At 65.7% G+C, this 13,644-nt stretch carries 7 protein-coding genes; 5 read left to right on the forward strand and 2 right to left on the reverse strand.

Annotated features, from left to right (window positions below):
• The first annotated feature begins 142 nt into the window (after nucleotides 1–142).
• Together PI93_RS24945 and PI93_RS09450 are read left to right on the forward strand one after the other, a co-directional pair.
• Entirely contained in the window at nucleotides 143–5,242 is a 5,100-nt protein-coding gene (locus PI93_RS24945) for an ESPR-type extended signal peptide-containing protein (protein ID WP_052241118.1), read from the forward strand.
• A 79-nt stretch (nucleotides 5,243–5,321) separates the two neighbouring features.
• Nucleotides 5,322–5,780, forward strand: coding sequence for a YaiI/YqxD family protein (locus tag PI93_RS09450; RefSeq protein ID WP_039375479.1), 459 nt, complete (start codon nucleotides 5,322–5,324; stop codon nucleotides 5,778–5,780).
• Between the two features lie 26 nt (nucleotides 5,781–5,806).
• Here PI93_RS09450 and PI93_RS09455 read toward each other — a convergent pair whose 3' ends face one another.
• Nucleotides 5,807–6,679, reverse strand: a complete 873-nt coding sequence (locus PI93_RS09455; protein WP_039375481.1) for a LysR family transcriptional regulator — start codon at nucleotides 6,677–6,679, stop codon at nucleotides 5,807–5,809.
• A 342-nt stretch (nucleotides 6,680–7,021) separates the two neighbouring features.
• Between PI93_RS09455 and PI93_RS09460 the strand changes: the two genes are divergently transcribed.
• From PI93_RS09460 to PI93_RS09470, 3 genes are read left to right on the forward strand one after another with little or no spacing between them, the layout of a single operon-like run.
• On the forward strand, nucleotides 7,022–8,254 hold the full coding sequence (locus tag PI93_RS09460; RefSeq protein ID WP_052241119.1) for an efflux RND transporter periplasmic adaptor subunit: 1,233 nt from the start codon (nucleotides 7,022–7,024) through the stop codon (nucleotides 8,252–8,254).
• A 2-nt stretch (nucleotides 8,255–8,256) separates the two neighbouring features.
• The gene (locus PI93_RS09465; protein WP_039375483.1) at nucleotides 8,257–11,403 is read left to right on the forward strand and encodes a multidrug efflux RND transporter permease subunit; all 3,147 of its coding nucleotides are present in this window, start codon (nucleotides 8,257–8,259) and stop codon (nucleotides 11,401–11,403) included.
• Nucleotides 11,400–12,863, forward strand: a complete 1,464-nt coding sequence (locus PI93_RS09470; protein WP_039375484.1) for an efflux transporter outer membrane subunit — start codon at nucleotides 11,400–11,402, stop codon at nucleotides 12,861–12,863. Before PI93_RS09465 ends, PI93_RS09470 begins: the two co-directional genes overlap by 4 nt.
• 104 nt (nucleotides 12,864–12,967) lie before the next feature.
• Here PI93_RS09470 and PI93_RS09475 read toward each other — a convergent pair whose 3' ends face one another.
• Complete coding sequence (locus tag PI93_RS09475) at nucleotides 12,968–13,564, reverse strand: nitroreductase family protein (RefSeq protein WP_039375486.1); 597 nt, start codon at nucleotides 13,562–13,564, stop codon at nucleotides 12,968–12,970.
• Between the last annotated feature and the right edge of the window lie 80 nt (nucleotides 13,565–13,644).

Below are 13,644 nucleotides of genomic sequence, written 5' to 3' on the forward strand. Positions count from 1 at the left end.
GACCTCAAAGGGGACTGGAAATCCCCCACCTCGGGGTTCAATCGCAGGGAATTTTATTCGTACTACGACTTTAGTCCAATGCGCTAACACAGCGTTGCCACTAGCCTGCCCTCATCGACAAGAAAGAATTCGGGGGGCTAGCATGAATCGCATTTATCGAGTGGTGTGGAACACGAGCCTGGGCGTATGTCAGGCCGTATCGGAGACGGGACGTTCGCGCGCTCGCGGGGCTGGCCGCCGCGCCCGCCGGGTGGCGATGGCCACCGCGATCGCGCTGGGTGCGAGTGCCAGCGCGACGGGGGTGCAGGCGTCGGGTGCGGGTGGCGATGGCGGTGCGGGTATCGGCGGTACGCCGCCAGCGGCGGGCGGCGTGGGCGCCAGCGATGCCGTCGGCGGCAACGGGCAAAGCAGCGTGCTGGATCCGGCGAACAGTTTCGGTGGTGGCGGCGGTGGCGGCGGACGGAACGGTGGCGCCGGTGGTGCCGGCGGCAGCGATTCGCTGGGGAACGCGGGTGGGGCGGGCGGCGTGTCGGGCACCTCGGCCGGCGCGGGCGAGGATGGCACCGGGAATGCCGGCGGTGGCGGTGGTGCATCCGGGGCCTATGGCGCCACCGCGGTTCAGGGGCAGATTGACGACCTGATCGCATTGGGGGGCAGCGGTGGGCGTGGCGGAAACGGTGGTATCTCGGCCCCTGGTGTCGGCGGAGGAGGTGGTGGCGGTGGTGCTGGCGGCACCGGCATTCGGATCGAGGGAAATGTCGTATCGGGCAGCACGTCCAGCGCCATTGTCGGGGTTGGAGGCGACGGCGGCGAGGGCGGTGCCGGAGCGACAGGTGGCAGTGGCGGCGACGGTGGCGACGGCGCCTACGTTCAGGGGGGCTATCAGATCACCCTCGACCAACTGAACCCCGCTGGGTTTGTCGGGGGCGGCGGCGCTGGCGGTGGAAGTGGCCAGGTGGGTGGTGCCCAAGGGGCTGCTGGTGCCGGCGGGATCGGTTTTCGCGGTGGCGATGGCATCACGCTATTTTTTGGCGCGACGTGGGTTGCGATGGGGGGCAACGGCGCTGATGGCGTGATGGGCCGTAGCGTTGAAAAGGGCAACGGCGGCGCGGGAGGCGTCGGCATCGCTTTGGGCAACGGCAGCGTCGTGACCCTGCGTGGCCGATCGGTGGGAGGATACGGCGGGGTGGGGGCTGATGGCGTGGCAGGGGATGCTCTGGGACAGGGCAGTCACGACGGTGGGGCGGGATCGAATGGGGGCGCCGGGGGAGACGCGCTGCGTGTCGGGGACAGGAGCACGGTGGTCATCGACGGTACGAGTGCAGTGATTGGTCCGGACAGTACATTAGGCTTGGGCAGCGGCGGAAATGGTGGCAGCGGCGGTGCCGGCGCCACTTTCGCGATGCAACAGGGCGCGACCGGTGTGCGCGGCGGTGCCGGTGCAAGCGGTGGCACGGGCGGTTCGGGCGGCATGGGACTGGTGACAGGGAGCTTCGCGACGATCACCAACGGCAATACGATCTCCGGCGCAGCAGGTGGCGATGGTGGTGCAGGCGGTGTGGGCGGCGATAGCGTCATTTTTCTCGACGTGATCGGCACATCCGGCGGCAGCCGTGGCGACGGGGGCATCGCAGGCGTCGGGGGCGCAGGCGGTCGTGGTGGCGTAGGCGGTACGGGGGTTCGGACGGCGTCGGGGTCGCAGGTTCAGAATGCCGGTTGGATCAATGGCGGTGCAGGCGGGCGCGGTGGGAGTGGCGGAGCGGGGGGATTGGGGAGTGTAGTCTTCAGCGACCAACAGGGCAATCCGCTCGGCATTGAGGGCCTTAGCGGGAACGGTAGCGCTGGCGGCGCTGGCGGGGACGGTGGTATCGGGGTTGTCGCCGACGCGGGGACGACCATTTCAAACCAGGCGGGGATCGTCGGCGGCATGGGCGGGAACGCTGGCAGCGGCGCCGCAGGTGGAGTGGGCGGTCTTTCATCCGCGAGTAGCGACCCGGGGAACACGGGCGGCGACGGTGGTAATGGCGGTCGTGGCGGCGCGGGTGGTGCCGGGGCGTCGCTCACGGGACGTGCGTCGTTCATCAATGCAGGGATGACCCAAGGCGGCGCAGGCGGCAATGGGGGGGATGGCGGTTTCAACGGCGGCGGCACGAGTGCCGCGACGGCCGGCAAGGCTGGCGCAGGGGGTGTCGGCGGCGCAGGCGGTGCAGGGATTGTGGCGAGTGCAGGCGCCACGATCGACAACCTCGCGGGCAATGGCATCCCGGGCATCGTCGTCGGCGGCAATGGCGGGCAGGGCGGGCTGCCCGGTTTCAATAGCGTTATCGGTGTTGGCGGCGGTGGCGGCGCGGGAGGCGTCGGTGGTGCGGGTATCAATCTCTCCGGTCTTGGTTCCTCCCTCACCAATAGCGGCCTCATCGCCGGCGGCACGGGCGGAATGGGGGCGCCCGGAAATGTCGACGTTCCCGGCCATGTCGGCGACGGTGGCAATGGCGGGAGCGGTCTCGTTCTGTCCGACCGCGCAACGGCGACCCACAGTGGCGTCCTCATCGGTGGGGGCGGTGGCGCAGACGGTTCGGCATCGTCGGCCTCGAACGGCACCGGCACGTTCGTCGGTCAGGGGGGCGCGGGTGGCGACGGCGCGACGCTCCTGACGGGGGCAACGCTGACCAATGCCGGCGTCATCATGGGTGGCGGGGGCGCGCAAAATTCGCTCGGCATCGTTCCGGATGGCGCAGGGGGCGTCGGCGTGCGCGTCTCATCGGCCGCGACCCTGATCAATACGCAAAGCGGCAGCATTGAAGCGGGCGTCGTGGGGAACGCCGCCGGCGCAGCGGCGGTTGTCGCCGCGTCCGGTGGCACGGTCACGAATGCCGGATTGATCACCGGCGGGCGTGGGGGCGGGACACAAGCTGGCGGCGTTGGCGTACTCGCTACCGGTGGCGCGACCGTCAATCTGGGCGGCACTATCGTCGGCGGTCTCGATGGAACGGGCATGAATCGCGCGAACGCGGTCTCCATGACCGGTGGCGGTAACGCGCTGGTGCTCCAGACGGGATATGCACTAGTGGGGCAGGCCGTCAGTCAAAGCGGGGCCGTGAATGCCGATACGCTTGCGCTGGGCGGAAGCACTGACGGCACATTCGACGTGACCCAGATCGGCAGCACTTTCATCGGCTTCGGTGCCTATGCAAAGCGAGGCACCAACACCTGGACGCTGACGGGCGTGTCCTCCGCCGTGACCCCATGGTCGGTCGACGCCGGGATTCTGGCCGTCGGTCAGGATGCGAGCCTTGGCGCAACCTCGGCAGCGCTCACGTTCAACGGCGGTGCTTTTCACGTGCTCGGTACGTCGTACACGTCGACGTCGCGCGCCATCGTGCTTGGTGCTGGCGGCGGCGAGATCAACATCGAAGCGCCATCGAACGTCTTTACCGTGAACCAGGTCATTACCGGCGGGGGAAGCGTTGCGAAAGCCGGGCCGGGCACGCTGGTGCTGGCCGCACAGAATACGTTCACGGGCACCGCGCGAGTCAGCGAAGGCACGCTGCAACTGACACCGGGCGCATCGATCGCCAGTGCTTCGGGGGTCGAGATCGCCCCCGGCGCGTTGTTCGACGTCTCGAACGCAGGGGCGCAAACCATCGGGACGCTGGGCGGTGTCGGACGCGTGCTGCTGGGGGCGAATACGCTGACGTCGAACTCCGCACTCGATAGCGTCTTCTCGGGCACGCTTGCCGGAAGCGGCGGGCTGACCAAATCCGGCACGGGCATGCTGATTCTGAACGGCGTGAACACCTATCGCGGATTGACGACGGTCGACGCTGGCACGCTGGAGGTCGGCGATCTGAATACCCCCACGGCAAGCATTGCCGGCGACGTGCAGGTGAGCGCGGCGGGTACGTTGCGGGGGCACGGCACTGTCGCCGGCAGCGTGCGCAACGAGGGGACGGTGCGCCCGGGCGGCTCCATCGGCACGCTGACGATCAGCGGCAATTACACGCAGTCGCCATCGGCGACCCTGATGTTCGATATCAGTCCGACATCGGCATCGCAACTGATCGTGAGCGGCACAGCGACGCTGGCCGGTACGATTCAAGTGCTCTTTGGTCCCGGCACCTACTCGGCCGCGACGTATCGCCTCATTGCGGCCAACTCGGTCGCGGGCACCTTCTCGAACGTTGTTTCGAATGCACCGGCCGGCGTTTCGCTGAGTGTCGAGTCGCTGGCGAGCAGCGTTGTCGCTTCGCTGAGCGGACGCGGCACGGTGGGCGAACTGGTCGTTGCACCGACCAACGCCACGCTGTTCGGTGCGCTGGCGAGCGCCACGCTGCGCGAAACGCAGAGAACCAACGAGACACTGCTTGCGCGGCTGGGCAACGCATGCGACACGCCCGCGGCGAAGAGTACCGATTGCGTGGGCCCGGGCACGGCCGGCTGGGTACAACTGACGGGCCAGCGCGCAAACACCGACGGCGAGCGCGGTATCCCCTCATACGAGAGCCGCACGTTCGGCTTCCTCGCCGGTCTGGAGTCGCACTTCGGCGACTGGACGGCGGGCATTGCCGCCGGCTACACACATGACGACGTCTCGGAATCGACCGGCAGTAAGGGCACGGTCGATGCGTTGCGCATCGCCGGTTACGGCGGGCGCTGGTTCGGGCCCGTGAACGTGAGCGCTACGGCGGGCTATGCCTACGACTTTCTCTCCACGACACGCTCGTTCGGCACGCTGGGCAACGCGCAGGCCGACGGGCATGGGCAGGAACTCCACGCGGGGTTACAGGCGAGTCTTCCGCTCGCGATTGGGCCCGTCATCGTGACGCCGCGCGCAGGGGCACGTTACGCTTACTACCATGGGCAGAGCTTCGCGGAGACGGGACCGACGAGCCAGAATCTTGGTGTCGGCAACGTCAATCTGCGCAGCCTGCAACCCTATGTCGGGTTATCGGTCGGCGTGCCGCTGGCGTCTCCCTCGGCGCGACCGGCGATGATCGAGGCGCGCGTCGGCTATGCCTACGAGACCATGAGCACGGGGCGCAATGTGGCTGTGACGGCCGCCGACGGCACGGGGTTCGTGATCGCAGGGATTTCACCGTCGCGCGGCATGCTCACTGCGGGTCTCGGCGCAAAACTGCCGCTGTCGAAAGCGCTCGACCTCGATTTGAGCCTCGATGCGTTGCTCGGTTCGGGCAACACGACGGCGCAGGCGGCGCGTGTCGGCTTGAGCTACCGGTTTTGAACCTGTGACGTCGCGCGATTTGCTGAGGGCACGGCGTCGCTTGGCATATGATGGACGTTTCCAACGTGGAATGTCCTTCATGCAAGTGTTCGTCGACGCAGACGCGTGCCCTTCGGCCGTCAAAGACATATTGTTCCGCGCAGCGCGGCGAGAGGAGGTGTTGCTGACGCTGGTTGCCAACCAGTATTTACGCACGCCGCCGTCGCCGTTCATCAAGGCGATTCAGGTGCCGTCGGGTTTCGACGTGGCCGACGAGCGCATTGTCGAGATGATGACGTCGGGCGATCTGGTGATCACTGCCGACATTCCGCTCGCCGCCGCTGTTCTCGACAAAGGCGGCCACGCGCTCGATCCACGCGGCAACTGGTTCTCGCGAGACAACATCCAGGAACGCCTGACGGTGCGCGACATGATGGATCAGCTGCGGGTCGCGGGCATCGAGACCGGTGGCCCGGACCCGTACAGCGCGCGTGACAGCAAAGCCTTCGCCGGCCAACTTGATCGCTTTCTGGCGCGCCACCGCGCGTCGCCTCGATAACGGGCAAGGGGCAAGGGGCGGCGCGCTCACGCCTGCGGCGAACTCGCCCGCAACAACTCGGCAAACCGCGCCTCGCACCACCGCATCACATCATTGGGTTCTCGCCCGAACCGCCAGAGCATTCGCACAGGCAACTGCGGTAGGCCGAGATCATCGCAGCGGAGTTCGTGAAGATCCTCGTACTCCGCAATATCGATGGGCAGCACGGCCCAGCCGAGCTTGTCGACGACCATGCTCGCAATGACATACGAACTGTCGGCCCGCCAGATCGACGGGCTGAGCTGCAACGGCGTGAAATCGCCCATCTGGAGCAGAATCTGGCGGTACTTCGCCAGATCGCCGCGGGTTACCTGATCGCGGTACGCCAACGGATGATCACCGGCGACGAATACCCCCTGCACGGCCGAGCCGACATACTTGTGCCCCAGCGCCGACGAAATCGCGCCGCGATCCACGTGAAAGCCGATGTCTGCGCGCTGTTTCTCGACGTACTCGGCAACTTCCGTCGACGTGCCGTTCAGAAGCGTGAGTTCCAGATAGGCGAACTGGTAGGCGAGGTCGCGCACCAACTCGCTCACGGCCTGATACGGCAGTGCCTCATCGAGCGCCAGCGACAACTGCGGCTGCTCGCCGAATGCCAGCGCGTTCGCCCGATGGTTCAGGCCCTCGGCCTGCCGAAGAAGCTCCTTCGCCTCGAGCAGCATCACCTCACCCTGATCGGTGAGCCTCGCGTTACGGCGACTCCGGTCGAATAGTTCAAATCCCAAATCGGCTTCGAGCAGCGAAATCGCTGTACTCACCGCCGACTGGGCTTTGCCGAGCCTTCGGGCGGCAGCCGATATCGATCCTTCCTCCGCAGCCGCCACAAAGTAGCGCAATTGTTCTATTGTCCAGTTCATTCATCCATTTTATAGATAGGTTCCAACTTTTTCTAACAGCATTTTCGCGGCAGAATCGCGCTTCTCCAATATAAAACGCCAGCTTGAAACGCCAGCATAGGCGAGGCGGCAGACGACCGGATCTCCCTCCCGGTCCGGTGGTCTCGGGCAAAGACCTCCTTCGCGCAACGCGCACCTGCCACCCACGGCGCTCCTGGAGAGATGTGGGCCCCCGGTTCCCCACCACTGGTTTCGCCACTGGTTGACGTCGCGCACCGAACGCGGCCTCGACACCCTGACCGGATGTCGTAAATCCAACGCTCTTACATGTCATCGAAAATCGATAACCGAACCCGTTTCGGAATGCTAACTGGCGTGTCCGCCAGCCTGATCGCCAGTGTCCTCCTGCTCGCCGCCTGCTCGGATCGCGGCAAGAAAGACGCCGCCGATACCACGCCCGAAGCCGTCGTGCGCACGGTCGAGCGTCGCGCCGAACCGCTCACGACCCAACAACCGGGACGCCTGGAGGCCTATCGCAGCGCCGACGTGCGGGCGCGTGCCGGCGGCGTCGTCATCGAACGCCGCTATCAGGAAGGTCAAAAGGTCGCCAAGGGCGAAGTGCTGTTCCGCATCGATCCGCAACCTCTGTCGGCGGCGCTCGACGCCGCTCGTGGTGCGCTCGCCAAGGCGCAGGCCGAACACGATTCGGCGCGCGACAAGATCGAGCGCTATCGCGGTCTGCTCGAAGAGCGCGCGATCAGCGCCCGCGAAGATGCCGAGTCGCGGGCTGCCGAAGCACGCGCACGCGCCGAAGTGCTCGCTGCCCGGGCAGAGGTCCGCAAGGCAGAACTCAACCTCGGCTATACGAGCGTCGTCTCGCCCATCGCGGGACGCGTGCGTCGTGCCGAAGTCACCGAAGGCGCACTCGTCGGGCTGGACTCCGCCACGCTGCTGACGCGCGTTGAGCAGATCGATCCGATCTACGTGAACTTCTCGCAACCGGCCGCCGAGGTCTACGCCATGACGCGCGATCTGCGCGCGGGCAAGCTGCAACACGGCAACGAATCGACCGGGCCGCAAGTGCATGTGACATTGCCCGACGGTCGCGAGTACGCGCTGCCCGGCAAGTTGCTCTTCACCGATCTTGCGGTCGACCCCGGTACCGACACCATCGCCATGCGTGCCGTGCTGCCCAACCCGGATGGCGTGCTGTTGCCGGGCGCGTTCGTGAAGGTGAGCATGCAGGGCGCGGTCAACCCGAACATCGTGCGTGTACCCCGCGAATCGCTGACGCGCACCGCCGATGGCGCCGTGGTGCGTGTGGTCGATGCACAAGGCAAGGTACGCGACACGAAAGTGCATGCCGAGGCGATCGACGGTCGCGACTGGCTGGTGACGGACGGTCTCAAGGGCAGTGAAAAGGTCATCGTGCAGAACGTCGCGCAGTTCTCCGACGGCATGCAAGTCAAGCTCAAGGCCGACGTCACGCAAACCGCAGCTAAAGCGGAAACACTCCGTGACGAGACACCGCAAGACAACGCCAAACCGGTAGCGCCCGCACGCGCCGGTCCGGCCTCCGAAGCGGAGACGCAATAACCATGGCTCGTTTCTTTATCGATCGCCCAGTCTTTGCCTGGGTGATCTCCCTGTTGATCACACTGGTAGGCGTGCTAGCGATTCGGGCGCTGCCTGTTGCGCAATACCCTGACATCGCACCGCCGACGGTCAGCGTATGGAGCAGCTATCCGGGCGCTTCGGCGAAAGTGGTCGAAGACTCCGTGACGGCGCTGATCGAGCGTCAGATGAACGGCGCACCGGGGCTTATGCACACCTCGTCGTCCAGCGGTAACGGTCGTTCGTCGGTCAACCTCACCTTCCGCCAGGGCACCAGTCTCGATCTGGCGGCCGTGGAAGTGCAGAACCGCCTGAAGACGGTGGAATCGCGTCTGCCTGAGGTGGTGCGTCGCGATGGCGTGGTGGTGGAGCGCGCCGCCGACAATATCCACATGGTGGTCACGCTGGCGTCGGCCAATCCCGCCATCGGCGAGTTCGACCTTGGCGAATTCGCCACTGCGCAGATCGTCAATCAGCTCAAGCGGGTCCCCGGTGTGGGGCAGGTGCAATTCTGGGGCACCGAAAAGGCCATTCGGATCTGGCCCGATGCCGCGAAGCTCGTCGCACTGGACCTGAGCGCGTCGGACGTCGTCTCGAAGGTGCGCGCTTACAACGCACGCGTGACGGTCGGCGACATCGGTGCGGGCGCCACGCCTTCGACAGCACCGATCAACGCCAACGTGGTCTCGGACAGTGCGCTATCCACGCCGGAAGCGTTTGCGGACATTCCGCTGCGCGTGCGTGCCGACGGCTCGGCGATCCGTCTGGGCGATGTTGCCCGCGTGGAGCTGGGCGCTGCCGATTACGGCTATTCGTCGCGTGTGGACGGCATGCCGGCCACCGCAATGGGCATCAAGCTGGCGGCAGGCTCGAACGCGGTCGACGTGATGAAGGCGGTACGTAAGGTGATGGACGAGCAATCGGCGCTGTTCCCGGCCGGTGTCTCGTATCAGATTCCCTATGAAACGGCATCGTTCGTGAAAGTCTCGATCCAGAAGGTCGTCATGACCCTGCTCGAGGCCGTGGTGCTCGTGTTTCTGGTGATGTATCTGTTCATGCAGAACCTGCGCGCCACACTGATCCCGACGCTTGTCGTGCCGGTGGCGTTGCTGGGCACCTTCGGCGTGCTGCTAGGACTCGGCTACTCGATCAACACACTCACGATGTTCGGCATGGTGCTGGCCATCGGCATTCTGGTCGACGATGCCATCGTCGTGGTCGAGAACACCGAGCGGATCATGGTCGAGGAAGGCCTTTCGCCCTACGCGGCCACCGTCAAGGCGATGTCGCAGATCAGCGGGGCCATCATCGGGATTACGGTGGTGCTTGTCACGGTGTTCGTGCCGATGGCGTTCTTCTCGGGCGCGGTTGGCAACATCTACCGGCAGTTCGCGGTCACGCTGGCCGTGTCGATCGGTTTCTCGGCGTTCCTCGCGCTCTCGCTCACGCCGGCGCTGTGCGCCACGTTGTTGCGACCGATTGCGGCCGATCACCACGAGAAGCGAGGGTTCTTCGGCTGGTTCAACCGGACATTCGCGCTGGGCACGGCACGCTACACGCGCACCGTCAGCAAGACGCTGCGCCATCCGTGGCGCGCCTATCTGGTCTACGCCATCGTGCTGATTGCCGTGCCGCTAGCGTTCATGCGGCTGCCGTCGGCGTTCATACCCGAGGAAGACACGGGCAGTTTCATGGTGATGGCGTCGGAGCCGCAGGGCGCGACGTTGCCCGAAGCGATGACCGCGCTCAAACGCATCGAGAGCTATCTGATGAAGGACGAGCCGGTCAAGCACGTCTTCGTGCTGGGCGGATGGAACGATTTCGGCTCGGGACCGGGCGGCGGCATGTTGTTCGTCACGCTCAAGGACTGGCACGAACGCACGTCGAAGCACGACAGCGTGCAGGCCGTGGTCGATCGCGTCAACGAGAAATTTTCCGGTCAGCCCGATCGCATGATGATGGCGATGAACAGCCCGGCATTGCCGGAACTGGGCTCGTCCAACGGCTTCGATCTGCGTTTGCAGGATCGCGCCGGGGTGGGTAAGGACGCGCTCGTGGCCGCTCGCGACGAGTTGCTGCAAAAGGCGGCGCAGGATCCGTTGCTCAAGAATGTGGTCTTTGCCGGGCAGGGAGATGTGCCGCAGATCGACGTCGCGATCGATCGTCACAAGATGGAAGCGCTCAAGGTCAATATGGACGACGTCAACGCGACGCTCGCCACCATGTTCGGCTCCGACTACGTGGGCGACTTCATGCTGGGCACGGAGAACCGCCGCGTGATCGTGCAGGCGGACGGCAAGCAACGCGTCTCGCCGGAAGACATCGGCAATCTGCGTGTGCGCAACGCCAACGGCGAGATGGTGCCGCTCTCGACATTCGTCACGCTCAAATGGAAACTCGGCTCGCCGCAGCTGCGGCGTTACAACGGCTATCCGTCGTTCACGATTCAGGGCGAAGCCGCGCCGGGCAAGAGTAGCGGCGAGGCGATGGCGCGCATGGAGCAACTGATGACCGAACTACCCAAGGGTGTCGGCCACGAGTGGAGCGGCCAGTCGCTGGAAGAGCGTATCTCGGGGGCGCAGGCGCCGATGCTGTTTGCGTTGTCGGTGCTGATCGTGTTCCTCGCGTTGGCGGCGCTTTATGAAAGCTGGGCGATTCCGGCAGCCGTGATCATGGTGGTGCCACTCGGGGTGATCGGGGCGCTTGGCGCCGTGAGCCTGATGGGGATGCCTAACGACATCTACTTCAAGGTGGGGTTGATCGCGACCATCGGTCTGTCGGCGAAGAACGCGATTCTGATCGTGGAAGTCGCCAATGATCTGACGAAGCAGGGCATGGCGTGGCTCGACGCGGCGGTGGAGGCGGCGCGGCTGCGTTTGCGCCCGATCGTGATGACGTCGCTCGCGTTCGGCTTCGGCGTGGTGCCGCTGGCCATTGCCTCGGGCCCGGCGTCGGGTGCGCAGCGCGCCATCGGTGTGGCGGTGCTCGGCGGGATTGTAACGGCCACGGTGCTCGCGATCTTCCTGGTGCCCCTGTTTTTCCTGTTGGTCGGCCGCTTTGTGCGCCGGCCGGTCACAGACGGTACGGACGCATTGCGCAATGAAGCACCGGCCGTCGAGGGGAAGGTATGACGACATTTCAACCCCGCTTGCGCGGGATCTCCGCCGCGGGCCTGTGCGTGATCGCGTTGCTGGGCGGATGCACGCTGGCGCCGACGTATGAGCGCCCAGCGGCGCCCATGCCCACGACGTATGAGGCTGCCCCGTCGGGCAGCGAGGTACGGTTGGCGCTCGCCGCCCCTCTTACTGCCGACGCGGATTGGGCCGATGTATTCACCGACCCCGGCTTGCGCACGCTGATTCGTCGCGCGCTCGATCAGAATCGCGACTTGCGTCTGGCGTCGTTGCGCGTGCAGGAAGCGCGCGCCCTTTACGGTATCGAGGCGGCGAATCTGCTGCCGAGCGTACAGGCGAGCGGCGCGTTCTCCCGTCAGCGCTACTCCGGCTCGGCGGGCTTGCCGGACGGCGGCAGCGGCACCGCAGGCGGCTACGTGGCAAACGACTTGCGCGCGACAGCCGGTGTGAGCGCGTTCGAACTCGATTTCTTCGGACGCGTGCGCAGCCTGCGCGACGCCGCCTTGCAGGCGTATCTGGCGAGCGAGGAGGCACAACGTGCCGCACAGGTGAGTCTTGTGGCGGAAGTGGCAACGTCCTACATCGGGCTCGTGGCCATCAATGAACAGATCGCCTATGCGCGAGAGGTGCTATCGGCGCGTGAGGAGGGCATTCGCGTGATTCGCCTGCGCGCCGAGCGGGGGCTGGTCGACGATCTCGATCTGAACACCGAGACCACGCAGGTCGAAGTGGCGCGGGCGGCGCTTGCTGAGCGCGAACGTCAGCGCAGCGAGATCGTGCACGCGTTGCAGGTACTGACCGGCGATGTCGGCGCGAAGCCCACAGCGGCCGCCACGCTCGATGACGCTTTCGTCATGCCTGTCGCGGCCGGGCTGCCGTCGTCGTTGCTGATGCGTCGTCCGGACATTCGTCAGGCGGAAGCGCAATTGCGCGCGGCCAATGCCAACATCGGCGCCGCGCGTGCGGCCTTCTTCCCGTCGATCAAATTGACGACGGATATCGGCACCGCCAGTTCGCGTTTTGCGGATCTGTTCAGTGCAGGCACTGGCGTGTGGACATTCATGCCGCAAATCACCGTGCCGATCTTCGAAGGGGGGCGCAACAGACAGGGCCTGAACCTGGCGAACGTGCGCAAGGAGATGGCCGTGGTGTCGTATGAGCAGGCGATTCAGACGGCGTTTGCGGAAGTCGATGACGCACTCACTGCGCAGCAACTGTTGACGCGCCAGTTTCAGGCGCAGAAGCGAGTGTCGGACGGCGAGCGCGAGCGACTTCGTCTGGCCAAGCGTCGCTATGTCAACGGTGTGGCGAGCTATCTCGAACTGCTCGATGCGCAGCGCAGCGAGTTTCAGGCGGCGCAACAGTTGATCGACGTGAAGCAGCGAGTGCTGGTCAATCAGGTCGCGCTGTATCGTGCGTTGGGCGGGGGCTGGACGCCGGAGCCCGACGCGTCCTGACACGGTGCTGTTGGCCCTGATAACGCAAAACCCCGCCGAGTCTCACGATCCGGCGGGGTTTTGTATTGGGCCATGCGATCGATGCGAGCGTGGCGTGCGGTGCGTCAGAACGCGAAGCGGCCTTCTGCGGCGATCTTCGAGAGCGGCTCGCGCGGACTCGGGACTTCGCGAGTGCGCAGGCCTTCGGGCAGCGTGGCGGGGTCGCCCGGGCGTCCGATCGCGACGGCCGCTTCGATCTTGTACTTCGGCGACAGATCGAGTTCGTTGCGGATCTTGTCGTGCTCGATGCCTGCCATGGCGTGCGTTGCCCAGCCGGAGAGCGAGGCTTGCAGCGCGAGGTAGCCCCAGGCGGCACCGGCGTCGAAGGCATGGGTCGGGGCGGGCACTTCCTGATCGCTGCCCGGCGGCGTCAACGTCGATTTCGAGATCACGATGACGATGGCCGCCGCGTGCTTTGCCCAGCTCTGGTTGAATTCATTGAGGAAGCCGACGAACTGTTCCCAGTGTGGCGTGCCACGGCGTGCGTACACGAAGCGCCACGGCTGCGCGTTGTAAGCCGAAGGCGCCCAGCGGGCGGCTTCGAAGAACGACAGCAGGGTAGCTTCCGGCAGCGTTTCGTCGGTATAGGCACGGGGCGACCAGCGGGCAACGAACTGCGGGTCGATGGGGTGATCGGCGTGGCGGGAGGTCGTATCGGTCATGCGAATGTCTCGTCTGCGGAAAAAGTCGGTCAGTCAATCCTGAACGGGTCGCTAGGATACCTCGCGAGCGTGCCGATCCC

The sequence above is a fragment of the Pandoraea fibrosis genome (genome assembly GCF_000807775.2).
Lineage (GTDB): Bacteria > Pseudomonadota > Gammaproteobacteria > Burkholderiales > Burkholderiaceae > Pandoraea > Pandoraea fibrosis.